Below are 22,442 nucleotides of genomic sequence, written 5' to 3'. Positions count from 1 at the left end.
CTCCTTAGAGATAGAGATAAAGTCTGACGCTGTGCGCACCCAGATAGTTAGCGCTGCCATACAGCGTCACGCCGGAGCGCGCCGGGATCGTAATACTGCGCGGCGCTTCCAGCGGGTGCATTTCCAGACCTCTGGCGTCATACCAGAAAAAACGGTAGTGCACCGTCACAGGCTGCTGCCGCTCATTAAACAATCGGGAGGAGGCGGAAGGTTGTAGCTCCTGCGTGCCCATATCCGGCGGTTCCGCGATAATGCCCGCCGCCAGAATACTGGACTCCATCACCAGCGTTTGATCGCTGGCGACCGGAATAGCCGGGCGCGAACTGCATCCCACCAGCCCCAGCGCCGCCAGCAGCAGCGCGACACGCCCGTTTATCATCTTACAGACCTTTATGAGCCAGCATTGGCCCCATTGCGCGCCCGCCCAGCAGGTGCATATGGATATGGTAAACCTCCTGACCACCATGACGATTACAGTTCATGATCAGTCGGTATCCATCTTCGGCGATGCCTTCGTCACTGGCGATTTTCGCCGCAACGGTCAACATGCGGCCCAGCGCCTGCTCGTGCGCCTCGGTGACATCGTTCAGCGTGGGGATGAGAATATTCGGCACAATAAGCACATGCGTCGGCGCTTGTGGAGAGATATCGCGAAAAGCGGTGACCAGTTCATCCTGGTAGACAATATCCGAGGGAATTTCCCGGCGGATGATTTTACTGAAAATGGTTTCTTCGGCCATGACGTTTTCCTTTTTCCGGCGCGGAGCCAACCCGCAGCCATCGTCAATTACGTGCCCTAGAGTATGATCGAGATTCTCTTGTTGTTTCAACCATAACGCTCTTTTTCTTTCGCCTTTACGCCCTTCTCTACCGCGGGAACCTTTCTCCTTTCAACACAGCATGAATGAAATAGCATTTCAATTATGAATATTACATCCATTTACATTTATGTAGTGAATGCGTATATTTCGCATTTGCATTTTCATGCGCAACTCTTAGCAAACGCATACAAAAATACTTCCGGCACGACAACGTATCGCCGCCGGGTTATCCCACTAACGCACCATTAAGGGTTTATTATGTCTTTCACTCAACACACCTGGGATGGCGCACGTTCAAACGCTGCGGCACCTTCGCTACTGGCGGCGTGCATTGCGCTTGCACTGGCACCTTCTGCAGCATTCGCAGCAGAAACGGCGGCCAACGCCGATGATACGGTCGTGGTCGAGGGTGACGATGGGCTGAGCACCTCCGATAGCCAGGCGCAGGACTACAGCGTAAAAACCACTACCACCGGGACAAAATTGCTGTTAGTGCCGCGTGATATTCCCCAGTCCGTCAGCGTTGTCAGCCAGCAACGTATGCAAGACCAACAGTTAACGACGATTGAGCAAGTGCTCGATAACACAATTGGCGTTAACGCTTCGCGTATTGACTCACACCGTACCAATTTCTTCGCCCGTGGTTTCTTCGTCAGCAACTTTGCCTATGAAGATATGCCGACATTTCTCGATAACCGATGGAATTTCGGCGATACCGCGGGTGATACGGCGATTTATGACAAAATCGAAGTCGTGCGCGGCGCTGCGGGTCTGATGAGCGGGACAGGGAATCCATCCGCGTATGTCAACATGGTGCGTAAGCACGCGGATAGCAAAGAGTTTAAAGGCTCGGCCGAGGCAACGTATGGTAGCTGGGGCAAACAGCGTTATGTTCTGGATCTCCAGGCTCCCCTGACCGAATCCGGCAATGTGCGCGGCCGTGTTATTACCGGTTACCAGGACAACGACTCCTGGCTTGAACGCAACCACTACCGCAAAAAATTCATTACCGGCGTTGTCGATGCCGACCTCACCGATTCGACAACGCTTTCTCTCGGGTATGACTACCAGGAGAGCGAAGAAGATAGCCCGACCTGGGGCGGCATCCCATCGCTGTACAGCGACGGTAGCCGTACCCATTTCCGTCGCGGTTTCAACACGGCGGCGGACTGGGCTTACTCTAACGTCGATTCCAGCAAAGTTTTCGCCAACCTGACGCAGCGTTTTGACAATGGCTGGGAAGCCAAAGTCAACGCCATGCATGCCGAAACCAATTTCGACAGCAAACTGATGTATATCGATGGTTTCCCGGATAAAACCACCGGCCTGTTTGACGCCTCGCAGTGGAAAGGCGCCTGGGGCGGCTGGAACCGGGGCGAGCGTAAGCAGGATTCCGTCGATGCCTTTGTTCGCGGCGGCTACGATCTGTTTGGTCGCCAGCATGAGGTGATGTTCGGCGGCAGTTACAGCCGTCAGCGCAACAACTACGACAACTCCTACCCGGTGAATGACAATTACGGTCTGATGGATGTCGGCAATATTAACAATTACAACGGAAGTACCCTGGCCGATCCCACCTGGTCCGACTGGGCGCTCTATCAGCGCGACGTTATTCGCCAGAAGTCCGTCTACGCTGCCACCCGTATTTCGCTAGCCGATCCGCTGCATCTGATCCTCGGTGCCCGCTACACCGAGTGGAGCGCGAAGTACAACCTGGAGCGTAAACCGGACGAGATCCGTAACAGCAAGTTTGATGATGTAACACCGTATGCCGGCCTGATCTATGACATTGATGACACCTGGTCGGTCTACACCAGCTATACCTCTATTTTCGAGCCATCCAGCCAGCGCGACATCAACAGCGAGTTCCTTGAACCGACAACCGGTAAAAGCTACGAAGCCGGAGTAAAAGGCGACTGGTTTAACACGCGTTTGACTGCCACGCTTGCGGTCTTCCGCACCGAGCAGGATCACGTTGCGGTTTCCACCGGTGAATATATTCCGAACTCGGGTGGTCAGACTGCTTATAAATCCGTGAATGGCACCGTCAGCAAAGGCGTGGAGTTTGAACTGAACGGCGCGCTGACCGACAACCTGCAACTGACCTTCGGCGCAAGCCGCTTTATGGCGGAAGATGGTGATGGCGTTGCGGTGAACCCGGAACAGCCGCGCACCACGATGAAGCTGTTTACCCGCTACCAGTTGCCGATGCTGCCTGAGCTGGCTATCGGCGGCGGCGCGCGCTGGCAGAATAAAACCTGGCAGGATATTACCGGCCCAGGCGGCGATACCCGCATCACCCAGAGCGGTTACACGGTGGTGGATCTCTTCGCTCGCTATCAGGCCACGAAGAACTTCGCCATCCAGGCGAACCTCAACAACGTGTTCGATAAAGAGTATTACGACTATCTGGGCACCTACGGCGTGTACGGCGCGCCGCGTAACTTCTCTGTCAGTGCAAATTACAGCTTCTGATAGCAGAGCAATAAAAAAGGGAGCCAGCAGGCTCCCTCAGTCTCCCCAGACTACGGCTTAGTTAGCGCGGATATAGTCATCCATTTCGGTTTTCAGGTTATCGGATTTCGTACCGAAAATTGCCTGAACGCCGGAACCAGCGACTACCACACCTGCAGCGCCCAGTTTCTTCAGGCCAGCCTGATCCACTTTCGCTACGTCAGCGACGCTGACACGCAGACGCGTGATGCACGCATCCAGGTTGGTGATGTTTTCTTTACCGCCAAACGCTGCAACCAGAGCCGGAGCCATCTCACTGCTTACACCTGCTTTGGTATCTTCGGTTGCGTCTTCACGGCCCGGCGTTTTCAGATCAAGCGCTTTGATCAGCACGCGGAACACGGTGTAGTAAATCACGGCATAGCAAGCACCGACGATCGGGAACAGCCACAGTTTGCTGCTGTTGCCGCTCAGTACGATGAAGTCGATCAGACCGTGAGAGAACGACGTACCGTCACGCATACCCAGCAGGATACAGATCGGGAATGCCAGACCCGCCAGAATGGCGTGGATAACGTACAGGATCGGCGCAACGAACATGAAGGAGAACTCGATCGGCTCGGTGATACCGGTCAGGAACGAGGTCAGCGCTGCGGAGATCATGATACCGCCCACTTTCGCGCGGTTTTCCGGTTTAGCAGAGTGCCAGATAGCAATAGCGGCAGCCGGCAGACCGTACATTTTGAACAGGAAGCCGCCAGACAGTTTGCCCGCGGTCGGGTCGCCTGCCATGTAACGCGGAATATCACCGTGGAATACCTGGCCAGCAGCGTTGGTGAATTCACCAATCTGCATCTGGAAAGGTACGTTCCAGATGTGATGCAGGCCGAACGGTACCAGGCAGCGTTCAATGAAGCCGTAGATACCGAATGCAACAACCGGGTTCTGGTAAGCAGCCCATTGAGAGAATGTCTGGATCGCGGAACCAATCGGCGGCCAAATGAAGGAGAGGATCACGCCGGTGATAATTGCTGCAAGGCCAGAAATAATCGGTACAAAGCGTTTACCCGCGAAGAAGCCCAGATACTCAGGCAGCTTGATACGGTAGAAGCGGTTAAACATGTATGCGGCAATCGCACCGGAGATGATCCCGCCGAGCACACCGGTATCCGCCAGGTGTTTTGCAGCGATCTCTTCAGCAGGTAAATGCAGAACCAGAGGTGCAACCACAGCCATGGTTTTCACCATGATGCCGTAGGCAACAACCGAAGCCAGAGCAGAAACGCCATCGTTATTGGTGAAGCCAAGCGCAACACCGATAGCGAAAATCAGCGGCATGTTGGCAAAAACGGAACCGCCCGCTTCGGCCATAACATGAGATACCACTTCTGGCAGCCAGCTGAAGTTTGCAGAACCGACGCCCAGCAGGATACCTGCGATAGGCAGTACGGATACTGGCAGCATCAGCGATTTACCGACCTTCTGCAGGTTAGCAAATGCATTCTTAAACATAATTGAGAGTGCTCCTGAGTATTAGTGCTTTTTGTTGCGCTTTCACGCGTTGGCACGGGGGGAGAACCGCGCCTTGGGAAGGGCATCTAAGCGCCCTTTATTTATTACACAGAGTAAAATAAATCGTTTCAGCTTTGTTTGACGGCTATCACGTTTCAGCTAGCGGTCGCCTTAAAACTCACACAGATTTACAAAAGGCGCTGACTGGCGTATGAAAAACGACCATCACCGCCTTTTTTATGGCGGTGAACTTTACTCTGATCGTTTATTAATTACGAGTACTAAAATAAGCTGACATTTCAGACAGATTGCAATCTGGCGGGATCGATATGGAACAGGCGGGCAAAGTTTTGCGTGGTCTGCAGTGCGAGTTCCTCAATGGAAACCCCTTTCAGAACTGCCATATACTCTGCCACATCGCGTGTCATTGCAGGCTGGTTCTCTTTACCGCGGTGCGGTACCGGCGCGAGATACGGAGAATCGGTCTCGACCAGCAACCGATCCAGCGGCACATAGCGTGCTGCTTCGCGTAGTTGTTCCGCATTACGGAAAGTAACAATGCCGGAGAAAGAGATATAAAACCCCATATCCAGCAGCTTGCCTGCCGTTTCTCGATCCTCAGTAAAGCAGTGTAGTACACCGCCGCAATCCTGAACCTGCTCTTCTTGTAAAATCGCCAGCGTGTCAGCGCGGGCATCGCGTGTATGCACGATAACCGGTTTATTCAGTTCGCGTCCGATGCGGATATGGTTGCGAAATGAGATCTGCTGCTGCGCTTTGGTTTCCGGGGTATAGAAATAGTCCAGCCCGGTTTCCCCCATTGCCACAACGCCCTCTTCCGCTGCGAACTGACGCAACGCCGCTACGTCATACTCTTCATCCTGATTCAGCGGATGGACGCCGCAGGAGAACACCACATTATTGCGTTCGCCCACCAGCTCGCGCATGCTGCGGTATCCGGGCAGCGTGGTGGCGACGGCAAGGCAAAACTTCACATCGCGTGCGGCGGCTTTCGCCAGTACGTCATCAACATCTTTATGCAAAGATGCGTAATCCAGGCCATCAAGATGGCAGTGCGAGTCGACTAAAAACATAATGTCTCTCTTAAAGGTGGGATACCGGAAGCGTAGCGCCTGGTTGCAGGTACCGTTCCAGTGTTAACAAAAGATCGGTAAGCAGCAGTTCGCGGTTCACTCCCACGACATTCAGCAACTGCTCACGGCAAGTAAATACGGCATGCAGCAGAGCATGTAATGTCTCACTGCGTAACTGACGGGCAAGGCTGTGTACCAGGTCCGGCACATCAACGTTGGTCAGCAACGTCGCCCCCTGCTGTACTTTCAGAGCATCAAGGAATAGCGCACAGACCCATTGCAAACGTTCTGCCACCCGATCGTGGCTAAGCGCCGCCAGCATGGCGAACCAGTCGCCACTATTCAGCGCGTTTTCAACCGCCTGACAGAGCGCCTGACGCTGCGCCCAGTGCTCTTCCTGCAACAGCGCTTCAGCCGCGCCTGGCGAGCCGGCGCACAGACGCAACGCGCTGAGAATAGCCTCTTGTGACGTTGTCACTTCCCGACTAAGCCATGCGCTGGCATAACTTTCCGCCGGTGGCGCAAGGTGATGCAAGCGACAGCGGCTGCGCAACGTCGCCAGTAACCGCGCGGGTTCCCGGCAGGCAAGAAAGAACCACGTCTGAGCCGGTGGCTCCTCCAGCGTTTTCAGTAATGCATTGGCGGCAGCATCGGTTAATAACGCGGCATCCTGAATCCAGACCACTTTCGCCCCGCCAAGACGTGCATGCTCGTAGAGTTTTTCACTCACTTCACGCACCGCATCAATGCCCAACGTCGTTTTGCCTTTTTCCGGCGCCAGTAGGTAATAATCCGGGTGGGTTCCGGCCTGCATTAACTGACAGCCGCGACAGTGGCCGCAGCTTTTGTGCCCTTCCGGCGTTTGACACAGCAGAAAACGGCTGAGCGCATAGATCAGCGCGTCTTCCCCCATACCTGGCAGCGCGTGAACCAGTAACGCGTGGTGCCCGCGTCCGCTTTGATAACTGGCGACCAGTTGTTCAAAGTCCGGTCGCAGCCACGGATACCATTTCATGCGCCCTGCTCCTGCTGCACCCATGCGGTAACTGTCTGACGGATAGCGCGCACAACGTCATCCAACGGTTGCGTGGCATCCACCGTGCGAATAGAGGCATCCTGCGCAGCCAGCTCAAGGTAACGCGCACGGGTGCGATTGAAGAAATCCAACGACTCCTGCTCAATGCGATCCAGCTCGCCGCGCGCACGGGCGCGTTTCAGGCCAACTTCAGGGGTGACATCGAGGTACAGGGTTAAATCCGGGCGAAAATCGCCCAGCACGGCATCGCGCAACGTCGCCAGCATGCCTTGATCGATACCACGACCGCCGCCCTGGTAGGCCTGAGTGGAGAGATCGTGCCGATCGCCAATAACCCAGCAACCGCGCGCCAACGCCGGCTTGATCACCGTTTCCACCAGTTGAACTCGGGCAGCATAAAACATCAGAACTTCGGCTTTATCAGAAATCACTTCGTCACCAACGGAACGGATATCCAGCACCAGACTACGCAGCTTCTCCGCCAGCAGCGTACCGCCCGGCTCGCGCGTAAATATCATCTCGCTGACGCCCAGTTCTTTCAGCGTTTCGACGACGACATCGCGTGCCGTCGTTTTACCGGCGCCTTCCAGCCCTTCAATAACGATGTATTTACTGCTCATTTTTTTCCTTTAGCACTTTCAGATAGTCCTGCACTGACCGGTTATGGCTGGCGAGGTTGGTATTAAATGTGTGTCCGCCCTTCCCGTCGGCCACAAAATAGAGGTATGGCGTCTTCGCCGGATGCGCTGCCGCTTTCAGCGAGGCTTCACCTGGCGTGGCAATCGGCCCTGGCGGCAAGCCGCTAATCACATAGGTGTTGTAATCCGTCGGCGTCTCCAGATCGGCGCGCGACAGCTTACCATTATAACGCGCGCCCATCCCGTAGATCACCGTCGGATCGGTTTGCAGGCGCATCCCGACGCGTAAGCGGTTAATAAAGACCGAGGCCACCCGATCGCGTTCGCTGGCCACAGCCGTCTCTTTTTCGATGATGGACGCCATAGTCACTAACTGGTTCTGATCCTTGTACGGCAGGCCGTCCATGCGCCCTTCCCAGACCTGTTCAACGGCTCGCGCCATTTTCTGGTGCGCGCGCTTGAGCAGCGCGACATCCGTTGTGTTTGCGGTATACATCCAGGTATCCGGCCAGAACCAGCCTTCCACCCAGTTTGGGTGCTCCAGCTTCAGCGCCTGCGCGACAGTGGCATAATCATCATCTTTCAGCGTGTGCTTCAGGTATGGCGCATCACGTAGCTGCTTCAGATAATCGCTCAGGCGCATTCCCTCCACCAGACGCAGCGGAAATTGCGCTTCTTTGCCGCTGGCCAGTAATTGCAGCATTTCGCGCACGGTCATGCCCGCCGTAAAACGGTAAGTTCCCGCTTTGAAGTGCGACAAATCCGGCTCCAGGCGTAATAACCACTGGAAAACACGCGGACGATTGATGACTTTTTCCTGGTACAGCAATTCACCCAGCGCCACCCGGCCGGTTCCGGCTGGCAGGGTAAAAATGGTTTCATCTTTAGTAAGGATCGTGGAATCCGCCAGTTGACGAACCTTCCAGACTCCGGCTCCTGCCGCAATCACTAATACCGCCAGCAGCAGGAGAACAACACGTAACATTTTCTTCATGACTGATTTATCTGCTCACACAGTGGGGCTAAAAATTGGTACAAATCACGCGTTGACCAGCGCAGCTCTCCCCATTGGCGAACGGGGACGACTGGCATCAACGCATTACAAATAACCACTTCCTCGGCCTGCGCCAGCGCTTGCTGGCGGGCATTCACTTCGACAACGCGAAAACCGGAAGATGCAAGTTGTCGCATACAATATTGTCGCATGATGCCATCCACTCCGGCGTAGTCGAGGCGCGGCGTGAAAACCTCCTGCCCTTGCCGCCAGAAAATATTGGCCGCACAGCATTCGGTGATCCAGCCGTCGCTGTCCAGCACCAGCGCTTCATCAGCACCGGTCTGCTCCAGCCCGGCGCGGATTAACACCTGCTCCAGACGGTTAAGATGTTTGATCCCCGCGAGTATCGGATTACGCCCGAGGCATACCTCGCTCAGCGCCAACGTAACGCCTTCCCGCTGCCAGCGTGCGTAGTGCTCGGGCCGGGCTGAAACAGAAAGAATACGCGTCGGTAAATCGCAGTTCGCCGCGCTGTAGCCGCGACCTCCGCCACCGCGGCTGAGGATCACTTTAACCACGCCGTCAGCTTTTCCTTGCGCCAGCGATGCCATCTCCTGCGCCAGCAGATCCCAGTCATGAAAAGGAATAAATAGCCGTTCACATGCCAGACGCAAGCGCTGTATATGCGCGGGCGCAAACTGGATTTGCCCGGCAAGGATACGCGCGGTAGTAAAGCAGCCGTCACCAAACTGTATGGCCCGGTCACTGGCCGCAAGCTGTCGTTGCTCTGTGCCATTAATCAAGAACATAGAGGCTCCTTAAGCGTGTAGCCGGACAGTTTGGCAGGATGGAAAGCAGAGAACAAGGGGAGAAAGCTGAATAGAAAAGGCCCGACAAGCGGGCCTTTAAAACAGCGAAGATGATCAGACTTTTTTGAAGATCAGCGAGCCGTTAGTGCCACCAAAGCCGAAGGAGTTACACAGGGTATACTCCATACCGCTGACCTGGCGCGCTTCGTGCGGCACGAAGTCCAGATCGCAACCTTCATCCGGGTTATCCAGGTTGATGGTTGGCGGTACCGCCTGATCACGCAGCGCAAGGATAGAGTAGATGGACTCAACTGCACCGGCCGCGCCTAACAGGTGGCCCGTCATGGATTTGGTTGAGCTCACCATGACGCTACGCGCGGCATCGCCAAACACCGCTTTCACCGCCTGAGCTTCAGCCATATCGCCTGCTGGCGTGGAGGTACCGTGCGCGTTGACGTAGCCAATCTGGCCTGGTTCAATGCCTGCATCGCGCAGCGCATTGACCATTGCTTTGGCCGCGCCAGCGCCGTTTTCCGGCGGTGACGTCATATGATACGCATCGCTGCTCATACCGAAGCCGATGATTTCAGCATAGATTTTCGCACCGCGTTTTTTCGCGTGCTCATACTCTTCCAGCATGATGATGCCAGCGCCATCGCCGAGGACAAAACCGTCACGCTCTTTATCCCATGGACGGCTTGCAGCCTGCGGATTATCGTTGCGGGTAGACAGCGCACGCGCTGCACCAAAGCCACCTACGCCCAGCGGGGTACTGGCTTTTTCTGCACCACCAGCCAGCATCGCATCGGCATCGCCATAAGCAATAATACGCGCAGCATGGCCGATGTTGTGCACGCCTGAAGTACAGGCTGTTGCAATGGAGATGCTTGGGCCTTGCAGGCCAAACATGATAGTCAGATGACCTGCCACCATGTTAACAATCGTAGACGGTACGAAGAACGGACTGATTTTACGCGGACCGCCCTTAACGAGGGAGCTGTGGTTCTCTTCAATCAGACCCAGACCGCCGATACCAGAACCTATCGCGGCGCCAACACGGGAAGCATTTTCTTCCGTGATAACCAGGCCGGAGTCGTGCATGGCCTGAACGCCAGCCACAATTCCATATTGAATGAAGTCATCCATCTTGCGCTGTTCTTTGCGCGAGATAATGTCTTCACAGTTAAAATCCTTTACTAAGCCAGCAAATTTGGTTGCATAGGCGCTAGTATCGAAATGGTCGATCAGGCTGATGCCACTCTGACCGGCAAGGAGAGCTTTCCAGGTAGACTCTACGGTATTGCCGACAGGAGACAACATGCCAAGTCCGGTCACAACTACACGACGCTTAGACACGTTCGTCCTCCAGGGAGGGATAAAAAAGAGATTCGAGGGATAACACTAGATAAAACTCAGGCGGTCGAGTGACCGCCTGGAGATGTTCACTTACGCCTGGTGACCGTTGATGTAATCAATGGCAGCCTGAACGGTGGTGATTTTCTCAGCTTCTTCGTCCGGAATCTCAGTATCAAACTCTTCTTCCAGAGCCATTACCAGCTCAACGGTGTCAAGAGAATCAGCGCCCAGGTCCTCAACGAAGGAAGCATTGTTGGTAACTTCTTCCTGCTTAACGCCCAGCTGTTCGCCGATAATTTTCTTAACGCGTTCTTCGATAGTGCTCATACTCTTAAATTTCCTATCAAAACTCGCTTTCGCGATGGTTTTCGTAGTGTATAAAATGTTGAAAAATTTGCAACTAAATCCCGGCAGTTCTTACCACGATTTTACGCTATTTTGAGGCCTTTCGCCCTCATAACGCAAATGATTTTAATCGTGGTTAGACCATATACATTCCACCGTTGACGTGCAGAGTTTCACCTGTGATGTAACCCGCCTCGTCAGAGGCTAAAAATGCAACCGCATTGGCGATTTCCTGAGCACCGCCGAGGCGACCCGCAGGAACTTGCGCCAGGATACCCGCACGCTGATCGTCAGAGAGCGCACGCGTCATGTCCGTTTCAATAAAGCCCGGAGCAACAACGTTCACCGTAATACCGCGGGACGCAACTTCGCGCGCCAGCGATTTACTGAAACCGATAAGACCCGCTTTCGCCGCAGCGTAGTTGGCCTGACCAGCATTTCCCATGGTACCAACCACAGAACCGATAGTGATAATACGCCCATGACGCTTTTTCATCATAGCCCGCATTACCGCTTTTGACAGACGGAAAACAGATGAAAGGTTAGTGTCGAGAATATCGCTCCACTCATCATCTTTCATGCGCATCAGCAAGTTATCACGAGTGATTCCGGCATTATTAACCAGAATATCAACCTCGCCAAACTCAGCGCGAATGTTCTCCAGAACCGATTCAATAGATGCTGCATCGGTCACGTTCAGCAACAGACCTTTACCCTTCGCACCTAAATAATCACTGATAGCCTGCGCGCCATTTTCGCTTGTCGCGGTACCAATAACTTTTGCGCCGCGAGCGGCTAGCGTCTCAGCAATGGCACGACCAATTCCGCGGCTTGCACCGGTAACCAGCGCGACTTTTCCTTCAAAACTCATGGTGTTCCTCTTTATTGCGCGAGTGCTTCTGACATCGCAGCTGGCTCATTGATAGCCGATGCTGTCAGTGTGTCAACAATACGTTTTGTCAGGCCGGTAAGAACCTTACCCGGGCCGACCTCATACAGGTGCTCAACGCCCTGCGACGCCATAAATTCAACGCTTTTCGTCCACTGCACCGGGCTGTATAACTGGCGCACCAGTGCACTGCGAATAGCTTCCGGCGACGTTTCGCACTTCACATCCACATTGTTAATAACCGGGATCTGCGGAGCATTAAATGTAATAGCGTTCAGTTCAACGGCTAGTTTTTCGGCTGCCGGCTTCATCAGTGCGCAGTGGGACGGTACGCTGACAGGCAGCGGCAACGCACGTTTAGCGCCAGCGGCTTTACAGGCTGCGCCTGCACGTTCAACGGCCTCTTTATGGCCTGCGATAACCACCTGCCCCGGAGAATTATAGTTCACCGGCGAAACAATCTGGCCTTCAGCCGCAGTTTCACACGCTTTTGCGATAGACTCATCATCAAGACCGATGATAGCTGACATCGCGCCGGTACCTTCAGGTACGGCTTCCTGCATGAATCTGCCGCGCAGCTCAACCAGACGTACAGCATCGGCAAAAGCGATAACACCGGCGCATACCAGCGCGGAATATTCGCCAAGGCTATGCCCAGCCATCAGTACCGGCGTTTTGCCACCCTGCTGCTGCCACACGCGCCACAGCGCGACAGATGCGCTCAGGAGCGCAGGCTGGGTCTGCCATGTTTTATTAAGTTCTTCTGCCGGGCCTTGCTGCACCAGCGCCCAGAGATTATAACCCAGAGCCGCAGAGGCTTCGGCAAACGTTTCTTCAATGACCGGGTAAGCTGCCGCCATATCCGCCAGCATACCGACGGTCTGGGAACCCTGCCCCGGAAAAACAAAAGCAAATTGCGTCATCTTCTTATCCTTATACTTAGAAACGAACCAGCGCGGAACCCCAGGTAAACCCGCCACCGAACGCTTCAAGCAGAATTAGCTGGCCAGGTTTGATACGCCCATCGCGTACCGCCTCATCCAGTGCGCTGGGAACAGAAGCCGCAGAGGTGTTGCCATGACGATCCAGCGTAACCACAACGTTATCCATCGCCATGCCAAGCTTTTTCGCCGTGGCGCTGATGATACGCAGGTTAGCCTGGTGCGGCACCAGCCAGTCCAGCGAGCTTCGCTCAAGATTATTAGCGGCTAATGTTTCATCAACAATTCGCGCCAGTTCCGTCACCGCGACTTTAAATACTTCGTTGCCCGCCATCGTTAAATAAGTCGGGTTTTCCGGATTCACGCGATCGAGGTTCGGCAGCGTCAGCAGTTCGCCGTAGCTACCGTCAGCGTGCATGTGGGTTGAGATAATGCCCGGCTCTTCCGAAGCACCCAATACCACCGCACCGGCACCATCGCCAAACAGAATAATTGTACCGCGATCGTTTGGATCTAATGTACGCGCCAGCACATCAGATCCAATCACCAGCGCATGTTTCACCGCGCCGGATTTTACATATTGATCGGCGATGCTCAGCGCGTAGGTAAACCCTGCACATGCTGCGGCAACGTCGAAAGCAGGGCAACCTTTGATTTCCAGCATATTCTGGATCTGGCACGCCGCGCTCGGAAAAGCGTGCGTTGCAGAGGTTGTCGCCACAATAATCAGGCCAATTTGATCGTTATCGATGCCGGCCATTTCCAGCGCGCGTTTAGCGGCTTCATAGCCCATGGTTGAGACAGTTTCGTTTGCCGAAGCAATACGGCGCTCACGGATCCCTGTACGGCTGACAATCCACTCGTCAGAGGTTTCCACCATTGTTTCTAAATCGGCGTTTGTTCGAACCTGCTCAGGCAGATAACTGCCGGTACCAATAATCTTCGTATACATGTACGCTCAGTCACTCTTGGGTAATATACACACATTCCGGTTATCGTCGCCCTGGGCGGATGATGCCGAAAGCGCATACACAGATTCCAGGCGAGCGGCAATTCGCTGTGGAATCTGCCGCTGCACCGCCTGCACTGCCTGTTCAATCGCGACGGTAAAGGCTCGCTGATTCGCTGCTCCGTGACTTTTAATCACAGTGCCGCGCAATCCTAACAGACAGGCGCCATTATACTGGTCGGGGTTGAGGTGACTGAATCGCCTGCTCAGGCTTTTTTGTAACCAACGTTTTAATAAAATCAGCCACCACGACCTTTTTTGCCCTTCGCTCTGTGATTTCAGCAGCGAAAGAAACATCCTGACAACCCCCTCCATGGTTTTTAATGTGACGTTTCCCGTAAAACCGTCACAAACTAACACATCCGTTTTTCCAGTCAGAAGTTCATTCGCCTCCAGATAACCAATGTAGTTCATTGTGGGAACCGATCGTAACAGAGCCGCTGCATCACGGATATTGTCATGACCTTTGGTTTCTTCTTCACCAATGTTCAACAGCGCTACGCGCGGGTTCGCGATCCCCAGGATCTCCTCGGCCATCACCGACCCCATTACCGCAAACTGCGCCAGCATTGTACTGTCACAATCCACGTTCGCGCCGAGATCCAGCACGACAGTTTTGCCCTTCTGCTGATGTGGCAAAACGGTAACCAGCGCCGGACGCTCAATCCCCTCAATCGGTTTGAGCAACATTTTCGCCAGCCCCATCAGCGCGCCGGTATTGCCTGCGCTGACGCAAGCCTGGGCACGTCCTTCTTTCACCAACTCCAGCGCCATACGCATCGAGCTACCGCGACTGGTGCGGATCGCTTGTGCGGGCCGGGCATCACTGGCAATAACTGACTGTGCAGGAATGATAAGCAAGCGTGAGCGTTGCTCGAAATCAGCTTTGGCAAGTAATGGCGTGATAGCGTCGGGATCGCCGACTAAAAGAAGGTTGAGCTGTGAATTAGAGTTCAGTGCCTGCAAAGCTGCAGGCACTGTCACGGTCGGGCCAAAATCGCCCCCCATGACATCTAACGCCAGGGTTAGACGTGTCAAGGTATCGTCGCAGCCTGGTTCGGTCTATCCCCGCTTTCGCGGGGAAATCCTCACTAAGCTTAATCACGCTTGCGCGTGATTACTTAGTGATAACCTTGCGACCGCGGTAGAAACCGTCGGCGGTGATGTGGTGACGCAGGTGGGTTTCACCAGAAGTTTTGTCTACAGACAGGCTGGTGACTGCGGTCAGCGCGTCATGGGAACGACGCATGCCACGTTTGGAACGGGTTGGTTTATTCTGTTGTACGGCCATGGACCTTACTCCTCAATTACTTACGCTTTAAGCTGGCTAATACGGCAAATGGGTTTGGTTTTTGCGCTTCATCAGGCAATTCGCCAAAGACCATGTCCGCCTCGGACACTTCACAGTGTTCAGAATCATGCACCGGAACTACAGGCAAGGAGAGAATGATTTCATCCTCAACCAGCGCCAGCAGATCGATTTCGCCGAATTCGTTAACCTCAATCGGCTCGTACGCTTCCGGCAGTGCTTCAGCCTGTTCGTCTGAACGCACAGGACTAAAACAATACGTTGTGTAGACCTGATGGGTGAACGGTTTCCCGCAGCGCTGGCATTCGAGCGATACCGTTACCTTCGCATCGCCGGTCAGAACCGCCAGACGCTGGTTATCGATAGCGAACGACATGGAGCACTCCACATCACTGTCTACGCTGGCTACAGATTCGGCGACGCGCTCCGCCTGCTCGGGGGTATAGATACCCTCGTAATCGAGGCGTTTTTGAGCCGTACGAACCGGATCAAGAGTCAGGGGTAATTTTACCTTTTGCATAGGGCGCGCATATTAACTTTGTAACGTCATATAGTCAAAGAAAAAGGCAGCCTACGGTTGCCTTTTGCCAATAATTCGCACACATTGCGGCCTACAGTTTAAAATGCCTCTCATTGTTAAGCCATATTTGGTGAAAAAAATATGTCGCAAATTATTCTCGCTTCGACCTCCCCATACCGCCGCGCACTTCTGGAAAAGCTTGGCTTAGCGTTTGAATGCGCCGCGCCGCAGGCTGATGAGACTCCGCATGCAGGCGAAGCACCGCGTCATCTGGTGCTGCGTCTGGCACAGGAAAAAGCGCAATCGCTGGCGGAGAAATATCCTCAGCACCTGATTATTGGTTCCGATCAGGTCTGCGTGCTGGACGGTGAAATAACCGGCAAACCGCATACGGAAGAAAATGCCCGCCAGCAATTGATGAAAGCCCGCGGAAATATTGTCACCTTTTATACGGGTCTGGCGCTATATAACTCGGCCACCGGTCATTTGCAGACTGAATGTGAGCCTTTCGACGTCCATTTCCGTCATTTAAGCGAGCCGGAAATCGATGACTATATCCGTAAAGAGCGTCCGCTGAACTGCGCTGGCAGTTTCAAAAGCGAAGGTTTAGGCATTGCGCTGTTTGAACGTCTTGAAGGCCGGGATCCCAACACGCTGGTCGGTCTGCCGCTGATCGCGCTGTGCCAAATGTTACGTCGTGAACAGTGTAACCCCTTGTTAAGCTAATGCTTTAGCGATCACAGTTTCTTTTTTGAGCAAACGTTACATTCATCACCATTATTAAAACGCTGTTTTAATTTAAGGAGAGGTGATGAAGATATTCAATAAAATGGCGCTGCTGTTGACGCTTTTCGGCGCCGCGAATGCCATTGCGCAGGCACCCTGGCAAACGCAGGGAGTGGTTGAAGGCAACCTCCCCGCTTCATGGCAAACGCTGAAAACAGAGATGCGCTACCCCCATTCCTGGCTCTCCGGCCACTATAAAGATTTTACTCAGTGGCAAAACCTTAGCCGCCAGTTATTCCGCACAGCATTGCTTACCCCGAACTCGACGAAACCTTTCGCGCCAGAAATTCTCAGCAAAGAAGATCGTGGCAGTTATACCGCAGAAAAACTGGCGCTTACTATCACTGACGATAATCGTATTGCGGCGCTACTGCTGATGCCGAAATCTCCGGAGCCTCACCCCGCAATAGTACTGTTACACGATCACGGTTCGAAATTTGATATCGGTAAAGAGAAGCTGATCCGTCCCTGGGGCGATGCGGGAAAGCTCGCCAGCGCGCAAGCCTGGGCTGACAAATTTTTTAGCGGAAAATTTATCGGTGATGAGCTGGCCAGCCGTGGTTATGCCGTCATCGCCATCGACAGCCCGGGTTGGGGCGATCGCGGGCCAATGGTCTATGAGCAGCAGCAGGCGCTGGCCAGTAACTATTTCAACCTTGGTCGTTCTCTGGCAGGCGAAATGGCTTATGAAGATATGCGCACGGTAGACTTTATCGCCTCATATGCCGGAGTGGACAGCCAACGCGTAGGCGTGTTGGGCTTCTCGATGGGCGGTTTTCGCGCCTGGCAACTGGCCGCACTGAGCGACAAAGTGGCGGCGACCGCCGTGATCTCATGGTTTGGTACGTATAACGGCCTGATGCAGCCGGGCAATAACGTACTGCGCGGCCAGTCCGCCTTTTATATGCTCCATCCGGGGATGCCTGCGCAGATGGATATTCCGGACATTGCCAGTATCGCCGCGCCTAAACCGATGCTGATCTTCAGCGGCGGCCAGGACAAACTGTTCCCGCCGGAAGCAGTAAAAGAGGCCTTTGCCAAAGTGCACCGCGTCTGGAAATCGCAGCACGCTGACGACAAACTCGTCACCCGCACCTGGCCGCAACTGGGGCATGTTTTTTACCGTGAACAGCAGGATGAAGTCTTTCCGTGGCTGGATAAGTGGCTGAAGCCCTGACCTGTTGCTCTCCCCCTCGTACCGGAGGGGGAAACGCTTATTTGGCGCTGCGCAGCACCTGCAAACAGTGTTTCAGTTCATCATCGAGCGGCGCTTCAATACGCAATGTCTCACCGCTATTTGGATGGGTAAATTTCAGCGCTGCCGCATGCAAAAACAGACGAGACAAACCGGTTGCTGCCAGTTGCTTGTCAAATTCACGATCGCCATACCGGTCGTCAAAAGCAATCGGATGACCCGCATGCTGCGTATGTACGCGGATTTGGTGCGTACGACCGGTTACCGGGCTACAACGTACCAGCGTCGCAAACTCGTAACGCTCTTCTACTTTAAACCGGGTTTCCGACGGTTTGCCTTCGCTGTTGACGCGCACAATGCGTTCACCGCTTTGCAGAATATTTTTCAGCAACGGTGCCTGCACCGCTTTTACGTGTGACTGCCATTGCCCGCGCACCAGCGCGAGATAATCTTTCTGCATCTCTTTGCCGCGCAGTTGCTCATGTAGCGAACGCAGCGCCGAACGTTTTTTGGCCACCAGCAGAACGCCGGAAGTATCACGATCGAGACGGTGAACGAGTTCGAGGAACCGGGCTTCCGGACGCAGCGCGCGCAGACCTTCAATCACGCCAAAACTCAGGCCGCTGCCGCCGTGTACCGCTGTACCGGACGGCTTGTTGAGGACGAGAATATGATCGTCTTCATATAAAATAACGTCGCTTAATGCCGCAACTTTCTGCAAATGCGGTGAAACCGCCTCTTCTTCGCGTTCAGCAACGCGCACCGGTGGGATGCGCACTTCGTCGCCCGCTTCCAGTTTATATTCCGGTTTGATGCGTTTTTTATTCACCCGCACTTCGCCTTTACGCAGAATGCGGTAGATCATGCTTTTCGGCACACCTTTTAATTGGGTGCGTAAAAAGTTATCGATGCGTTGCCCCGCTTCGTCAGCGGAAATAGCAACAAATTTTACGGATGGTGTCTCAGTTTTCATGGGAGGCGATTCTAAATAGCCATGATGATTAGCGCCACTCATTTTTCTATGCTTATATTTACATTCGCACCTGGATACTGGCGTTAGATTCTTCTGATGCGGTGGTTATTAAACCAATCTCCGTGCAGAGGTGAAAAAACTGTGAGTAACCGGGTGATAAATGGTAAAAGTCAGCTTGCTATAAGAGGGTTCGCAGGGAATAATGTTGCGGTTTTCCGTGTTGAATCTTGTTGAAACAAGCAAATAAGCGGAATGACCAGTTTTGCCTGTCCGATCATACACGCAGCAATGGCGTAAGACGTATTGAACTTTCAGGCAGTTAGCGGGCTGCGGGTTGCAGTCCTTACCGGTAGATGGAATCTTCTCTGGAGAGTTTTTCCCAGGCTGTTCCCCTGATAATTGCGCTGTATTTTCCACAGGAAATACAGGCAACCGACACACTGCGCCTCTTAAGCGAGCGACAACCGTGAGGTTGGCGACGTGAATAGTCTCGAGGCCATCGGTTCTCCCCGGAAAGGCGTTATCTTGCCCGCAGCTTAGTCGTCAATGTAAGAATAATGAGTAAGTTACGATGAAAAGAATGTTAATCAACGCAACTCAGCAAGAAGAGTTGCGTGTCGCCCTTGTGGATGGGCAGCGCCTGTACGATCTGGATATCGAAAGTCCGGGGCACGAACAGAAAAAAGCGAACATCTATAAAGGTAAAATCACCCGCATTGAGCCGAGTCTTGAAGCCGCTTTCGTTGATTACGGCGCTGAGCGACACGGTTTTCTCCCCCTCAAAGAAATCGCGCGCGAATATTTCCCCGCCAATTACAATGCTCATGGCCGTCCGAATATCAAAGACGTTCTGCGTGAAGGCCAGGAAGTTATCGTCCAGATTGATAAAGAAGAGCGTGGTAATAAAGGCGCTGCGCTGACCACGTTTATTAGCCTTGCGGGCAGTTATCTGGTGTTAATGCCGAATAACCCGCGCGCAGGCGGCATCTCTCGCCGCATTGAAGGCGACGACCGTACTGAATTAAAAGAAGCCCTCTCCAGCCTCGAACTGCCGGATGGCATGGGGCTGATTGTACGCACAGCCGGTGTGGGTAAATCCGCCGAAGCGCTGCAATGGGATCTGAGTTTCCGCCTGAAACACTGGGAAGCTATCCAGAAAGCCGCTGAAAGCCGTCCGGCGCCGTTCCTGATCCATCAGGAAAGCAACGTCATCGTTCGCGCTTTCCGTGACTACCTGCGCCAGGATATTGGCGAAATCCTCATCGACAACCCGAAAGTGCTTGAGCTGGCCCGCCAGCACATCTCCGCGCTGGGTCGTCCGGATTTCAGCAGCAAAATCAAACTGTACACCGGTGAAATTCCGCTGTTCAGCCACTATCAGATTGAGTCGCAGATTGAATCCGCCTTCCAGCGTGAAGTGCGTCTGCCGTCCGGCGGCTCTATCGTTATCGATTCCACGGAAGCACTGACGGCTATCGATATCAACTCCGCGCGCGCAACCCGCGGTGGCGATATCGAAGAAACCGCCTTCAATACCAACCTGGAAGCAGCCGATGAGATCGCTCGCCAACTGCGCCTGCGCGATCTCGGCGGTCTGATTGTTATTGACTTCATCGATATGACGCCGGTTCGCCATCAGCGCGCTGTTGAGAACCGTCTGCGCGAAGCCGTACGTCAGGACCGCGCCCGTATTCAGATCAGCCATATTTCCCGCTTTGGCCTGCTGGAGATGTCTCGTCAGCGCCTGAGTCCGTCGCTGGGCGAATCCAGCCACCACGTCTGCCCGCGTTGTAGCGGCACTGGCACCATCCGTGATAACGAATCGCTGGCGCTGTCGATTCTGCGCCTGATCGAAGAAGAAGCGCTGAAAGAGAACACCCAGGAAGTGCACGCAATTGTGCCGGTCCAGGTCGCCTCTTATCTGCTGAACGAAAAACGTGCTGCGGTCAGCGCTATCGAAGCCCGTCAGGGCGGCGTACGCTGCGTGATCGTGCCAAACGACCAGATGGAAACGCCGCACTACTCCGTACTGCGCGTGCGTAAAGGCGAAGAGACGCCGACCCTGAGCTACCTGCTGCCGAAGCTGCATGAAGAAGCGATGGCGCTACCGTCGGAAGAAGAGTATGCCGAGCGTAAACTGCCTGAACAGCCTGCGCTGGCGACATTCGTCATGCCGGATGTTCCGCCTGCTCCGCCAGCGCCTGCTGCCGCTGCTGCACCCGTTGCCAAAGCAGAACCTGCCGCTGCACAACCTGCAACGCCGGGGCTGTTCAGCCGTTTCGTCTCGGCACTGAAAGGCCTGTTTGCGGGCGAAGAAGCCCCGGCAGCCGTTGAAGCCCAGGAAGAGAAAAAACCGGCGAAACAAGATCGCCAACAGGATCGCCGCAAACCGCGCCAGAGCAATCGTCGCGATCGTAACGAACGCCGTGATGGCCGCGCTGAAGGCAGCGAGGCGCGCGAAGGTCGTGAGAATCGCGAAAACCGCGAAGGCCGTGAAGAGAACCGCCGTAATCGCCGCGAGAAATCGCAGCAGAACGCGGAAACTCGCGAAGCACGTGAGCCAGTAGCGGTCGAAGAGACAGACAAAGCCAAACAGCGCGATGAGCAGCAACCGTCTCGCCGTGAACGCAACCGTCGCCGTAACGATGACAAACGTCAGGCACAGCAGGATGTTAAAGAACTGAACCGTGCCGATCAGCCGGAGCAGGAAACTGAACAGGAAGAGCGCGTACAGGTGATGCCGCGTCGTAAACAGCGTCAACTGAGCCAGAAAGTACGTTTTGGGGATGCACAGTCTGCGGATGTTGCCGAAGAGACGATTGCTCCGGGTACTGAAGTGGCGAAAGTCGATCTCCCGGCCGTTGTGGAAACCAGCCAGGATCAGGATGAGAATGCTGAAGGGCGCGAAAACGCGATGCCTCGCCGCTCTCGTCGTTCTCCGCGTCATCTGCGCGTCAGCGGCCAGCGCCGTCGTCGCTACCGTGACGAACGTTATCCGTTACAGTCAGCCATGCCGCTGACCGTCGCATGTGCTTCGCCTGAAATGGCTTCCGGTAAGGTATGGATTCGCTATCCGGTTCCGCGCACTCAGGAAGAGCAGGCGAAAGAGATCGCGGCAGAAGAGAACGTTGCCGTTGAGCAGGATGTTGCACCGATGGTGGCTGAAGCCGCGCTGGTTAGCGCTGTACAGACCGAAGTGGTTGAGCAGCAACCTGCAGCAGAAGCAGAAGTTGTCGCGCCAGCCGCTGAAACGGAAGTGACAGAACCTGCCGTTGTGGAGCCGCAGCAGACTGTCGCTGAGCCAGAAACCGTTGAGGTAGAAACCACCCATCCGGAGGTTATCGCCGCGCCGGTTGATGAGCAGCCGCAACTGATTGCTGAAGAAGATCGTGTCGTCGCCGAAGAGGTTGCGGAAGAAGCCGCACCAGTGCAGGAAGCGCCGATCGTCGAAACCGTTCCGGCTGTTAGCGAAGAAGCCCCGGTCCCGGTTGCAGAACCCGTTGTTGAACCGGTTAAAGAAACGGTGGTGCCTGTCGTCGCCCGTAAAGTAGCCACTGCGCCGATGACCAAAGCGCCTGCACCGGCCTATGTCCCGGAAGCGCCGCGTCACAGCGACTGGGTTCGTCCGGACTTCAATTTCGAAGGTAAAGGCTCCGCGGGCGGTCACAGCGCCACCCACGCCGCCACCGCACCGGCAACAAAGCCGCCATCTGTTGACTAATCGTCAGATAGCCAAAAGCCGACCTCAGGGTCGGCTT

21 protein-coding genes are annotated in these 22,442 nt (G+C 54.5%); 4 read left to right on the top strand and 17 right to left on the bottom strand.

Annotation, left to right across the window (positions count from 1 at the left end):
• Nucleotides 1–4: 4 nt before the first annotated feature.
• Both C0557_RS09120 and hinT read right to left on the bottom strand, forming a co-directional pair.
• Entirely contained in the window at nt 5–379 is a 375-nt protein-coding gene (locus tag C0557_RS09120) for a YcfL family protein (protein WP_208658218.1), read from the bottom strand.
• A 1-nt stretch (nt 380) separates the two neighbouring features.
• Entirely contained in the window at nt 381–740 is a 360-nt protein-coding gene (gene hinT / locus C0557_RS09115; protein ID WP_043953870.1) for a purine nucleoside phosphoramidase, read from the bottom strand.
• Nucleotides 741–1,079: 339 nt separating this feature from the next.
• Here hinT and fhuE point away from each other — a divergent pair, with 339 nt between their 5' ends.
• Nucleotides 1,080–3,296: a ferric-rhodotorulic acid/ferric-coprogen receptor FhuE gene (gene fhuE / locus C0557_RS09110; RefSeq protein ID WP_208658217.1), complete on the top strand. Its 2,217-nt coding sequence runs from the start codon at nt 1,080–1,082 to the stop codon at nt 3,294–3,296.
• Nucleotides 3,297–3,353: 57 nt separating this feature from the next.
• Here the strand turns inward: fhuE and ptsG are convergent, their stop codons facing one another.
• The 14 genes from ptsG to yceD form a co-directional block, all read right to left on the bottom strand.
• On the bottom strand, nt 3,354–4,787 hold the full coding sequence (ptsG, locus tag C0557_RS09105; RefSeq protein WP_074777878.1) for a PTS glucose transporter subunit IIBC: 1,434 nt from the start codon (nt 4,785–4,787) through the stop codon (nt 3,354–3,356).
• Between the two features lie 299 nt (nt 4,788–5,086).
• On the bottom strand, nt 5,087–5,881 hold the full coding sequence (locus C0557_RS09100) for a metal-dependent hydrolase (RefSeq protein WP_208658216.1): 795 nt from the start codon (nt 5,879–5,881) through the stop codon (nt 5,087–5,089).
• 10 nt (nt 5,882–5,891) lie between these two features.
• Nucleotides 5,892–6,896 (bottom strand): DNA polymerase III subunit delta', encoded by a 1,005-nt coding sequence (gene holB, locus C0557_RS09095; protein WP_208658215.1) that lies wholly within the window; start codon nt 6,894–6,896, stop codon nt 5,892–5,894.
• Entirely contained in the window at nt 6,893–7,537 is a 645-nt protein-coding gene (tmk, locus tag C0557_RS09090; RefSeq protein ID WP_208658214.1) for a dTMP kinase, read from the bottom strand. Before tmk ends, holB begins: the two co-directional genes overlap by 4 nt.
• On the bottom strand, nt 7,527–8,549 hold the full coding sequence (gene yceG, locus C0557_RS09085) for a cell division protein YceG (protein ID WP_208658213.1): 1,023 nt from the start codon (nt 8,547–8,549) through the stop codon (nt 7,527–7,529). The genes tmk and yceG overlap by 11 nt, the downstream gene beginning before the upstream one ends.
• Entirely contained in the window at nt 8,546–9,361 is an 816-nt protein-coding gene (pabC, locus tag C0557_RS09080) for an aminodeoxychorismate lyase (RefSeq protein WP_208658212.1), read from the bottom strand. The genes yceG and pabC overlap by 4 nt, the downstream gene beginning before the upstream one ends.
• A 114-nt stretch (nt 9,362–9,475) precedes the next feature.
• Nucleotides 9,476–10,717, bottom strand: coding sequence for a beta-ketoacyl-ACP synthase II (gene fabF, locus C0557_RS09075; RefSeq protein ID WP_208658211.1), 1,242 nt, complete (start codon nt 10,715–10,717; stop codon nt 9,476–9,478).
• Nucleotides 10,718–10,807: 90 nt separating this feature from the next.
• Nucleotides 10,808–11,044, bottom strand: coding sequence for an acyl carrier protein (gene acpP / locus C0557_RS09070; RefSeq protein WP_000103754.1), 237 nt, complete (start codon nt 11,042–11,044; stop codon nt 10,808–10,810).
• Between the two features lie 154 nt (nt 11,045–11,198).
• On the bottom strand, nt 11,199–11,933 hold the full coding sequence (fabG, locus tag C0557_RS09065; protein WP_035886189.1) for a 3-oxoacyl-ACP reductase FabG: 735 nt from the start codon (nt 11,931–11,933) through the stop codon (nt 11,199–11,201).
• Between the two features lie 11 nt (nt 11,934–11,944).
• Nucleotides 11,945–12,874: an ACP S-malonyltransferase gene (gene fabD / locus C0557_RS09060; protein ID WP_208658210.1), complete on the bottom strand. Its 930-nt coding sequence runs from the start codon at nt 12,872–12,874 to the stop codon at nt 11,945–11,947.
• 16 nt (nt 12,875–12,890) lie between these two features.
• Nucleotides 12,891–13,844, bottom strand: a complete 954-nt coding sequence (locus C0557_RS09055; protein ID WP_064567219.1) for a beta-ketoacyl-ACP synthase III — start codon at nt 13,842–13,844, stop codon at nt 12,891–12,893.
• A 6-nt stretch (nt 13,845–13,850) separates the two neighbouring features.
• Nucleotides 13,851–14,939 (bottom strand): phosphate acyltransferase PlsX, encoded by a 1,089-nt coding sequence (gene plsX / locus C0557_RS09050; RefSeq protein WP_208658209.1) that lies wholly within the window; start codon nt 14,937–14,939, stop codon nt 13,851–13,853.
• Between the two features lie 79 nt (nt 14,940–15,018).
• Nucleotides 15,019–15,192, bottom strand: coding sequence for a 50S ribosomal protein L32 (gene rpmF / locus C0557_RS09045; RefSeq protein ID WP_007374494.1), 174 nt, complete (start codon nt 15,190–15,192; stop codon nt 15,019–15,021).
• A gap of 16 nt (nt 15,193–15,208) precedes the next feature.
• The gene (gene yceD, locus C0557_RS09040; RefSeq protein ID WP_208658208.1) at nt 15,209–15,730 is read right to left on the bottom strand and encodes a 23S rRNA accumulation protein YceD; all 522 of its coding nucleotides are present in this window, start codon (nt 15,728–15,730) and stop codon (nt 15,209–15,211) included.
• Nucleotides 15,731–15,871: 141 nt separating this feature from the next.
• On the opposite strand from yceD, the gene C0557_RS09035 reads away from it, so the two are divergent.
• Both C0557_RS09035 and C0557_RS09030 read left to right on the top strand, forming a co-directional pair.
• Entirely contained in the window at nt 15,872–16,456 is a 585-nt protein-coding gene (locus tag C0557_RS09035) for a nucleoside triphosphate pyrophosphatase (RefSeq protein WP_074777860.1), read from the top strand.
• A gap of 103 nt (nt 16,457–16,559) precedes the next feature.
• Nucleotides 16,560–17,693, top strand: a complete 1,134-nt coding sequence (locus tag C0557_RS09030) for a dienelactone hydrolase family protein (RefSeq protein WP_253073831.1) — start codon at nt 16,560–16,562, stop codon at nt 17,691–17,693.
• A 37-nt stretch (nt 17,694–17,730) separates the two neighbouring features.
• On the opposite strand, the gene rluC is transcribed toward C0557_RS09030, so the two are convergent.
• Nucleotides 17,731–18,684: a 23S rRNA pseudouridine(955/2504/2580) synthase RluC gene (gene rluC / locus C0557_RS09025; RefSeq protein WP_090397083.1), complete on the bottom strand. Its 954-nt coding sequence runs from the start codon at nt 18,682–18,684 to the stop codon at nt 17,731–17,733.
• A gap of 571 nt (nt 18,685–19,255) precedes the next feature.
• On the opposite strand from rluC, the gene rne reads away from it, so the two are divergent.
• Nucleotides 19,256–22,405, top strand: coding sequence for a ribonuclease E (rne, locus tag C0557_RS09020; protein ID WP_208658206.1), 3,150 nt, complete (start codon nt 19,256–19,258; stop codon nt 22,403–22,405).
• Nucleotides 22,406–22,442 lie beyond the last annotated feature (37 nt).

This window comes from Kosakonia sp. MUSA4 (assembly GCF_013085925.1).
In the GTDB taxonomy this organism is placed as follows: Bacteria; Pseudomonadota; Gammaproteobacteria; order Enterobacterales; family Enterobacteriaceae; genus Kosakonia; species Kosakonia sacchari_B.
This window is presented reverse-complemented; position numbering and strand designations above follow the sequence as displayed.

Excerpts from the sequence above, each read along its gene's own strand:
- C0557_RS09100 (WP_208658216.1), bottom strand. The coding sequence starts at position 5,881 with ATGTTTTTAGTCGACTCGCACTGCCATCTTGATGGCCTGGATTACGCA.
- rne (WP_208658206.1), top strand. The coding sequence starts at position 19,256 with ATGAAAAGAATGTTAATCAACGCAACTCAGCAAGAAGAGTTGCGTGTC.
- tmk (WP_208658214.1), bottom strand. The coding sequence starts at position 7,537 with ATGAGCAGTAAATACATCGTTATTGAAGGGCTGGAAGGCGCCGGTAAA.
- fabG (WP_035886189.1), bottom strand. The coding sequence starts at position 11,933 with ATGAGTTTTGAAGGAAAAGTCGCGCTGGTTACCGGTGCAAGCCGCGGA.
- acpP (WP_000103754.1), bottom strand. The coding sequence starts at position 11,044 with ATGAGCACTATCGAAGAACGCGTTAAGAAAATTATCGGCGAACAGCTG.
- fabD (WP_208658210.1), bottom strand. The coding sequence starts at position 12,874 with ATGACGCAATTTGCTTTTGTTTTTCCGGGGCAGGGTTCCCAGACCGTC.
- rpmF (WP_007374494.1), bottom strand. The coding sequence starts at position 15,192 with ATGGCCGTACAACAGAATAAACCAACCCGTTCCAAACGTGGCATGCGT.
- rluC (WP_090397083.1), bottom strand. The coding sequence starts at position 18,684 with ATGAAAACTGAGACACCATCCGTAAAATTTGTTGCTATTTCCGCTGAC.
- C0557_RS09120 (WP_208658218.1), bottom strand. The coding sequence starts at position 379 with ATGATAAACGGGCGTGTCGCGCTGCTGCTGGCGGCGCTGGGGCTGGTG.
- holB (WP_208658215.1), bottom strand. The coding sequence starts at position 6,896 with ATGAAATGGTATCCGTGGCTGCGACCGGACTTTGAACAACTGGTCGCC.
- pabC (WP_208658212.1), bottom strand. The coding sequence starts at position 9,361 with ATGTTCTTGATTAATGGCACAGAGCAACGACAGCTTGCGGCCAGTGAC.
- ptsG (WP_074777878.1), bottom strand. The coding sequence starts at position 4,787 with ATGTTTAAGAATGCATTTGCTAACCTGCAGAAGGTCGGTAAATCGCTG.
- hinT (WP_043953870.1), bottom strand. The coding sequence starts at position 740 with ATGGCCGAAGAAACCATTTTCAGTAAAATCATCCGCCGGGAAATTCCC.
- C0557_RS09030 (WP_253073831.1), top strand. The coding sequence starts at position 16,560 with ATGGCGCTGCTGTTGACGCTTTTCGGCGCCGCGAATGCCATTGCGCAG.
- yceG (WP_208658213.1), bottom strand. The coding sequence starts at position 8,549 with ATGAAGAAAATGTTACGTGTTGTTCTCCTGCTGCTGGCGGTATTAGTG.
- C0557_RS09055 (WP_064567219.1), bottom strand. The coding sequence starts at position 13,844 with ATGTATACGAAGATTATTGGTACCGGCAGTTATCTGCCTGAGCAGGTT.
- fhuE (WP_208658217.1), top strand. The coding sequence starts at position 1,080 with ATGTCTTTCACTCAACACACCTGGGATGGCGCACGTTCAAACGCTGCG.
- yceD (WP_208658208.1), bottom strand. The coding sequence starts at position 15,730 with ATGCAAAAGGTAAAATTACCCCTGACTCTTGATCCGGTTCGTACGGCT.
- C0557_RS09035 (WP_074777860.1), top strand. The coding sequence starts at position 15,872 with ATGTCGCAAATTATTCTCGCTTCGACCTCCCCATACCGCCGCGCACTT.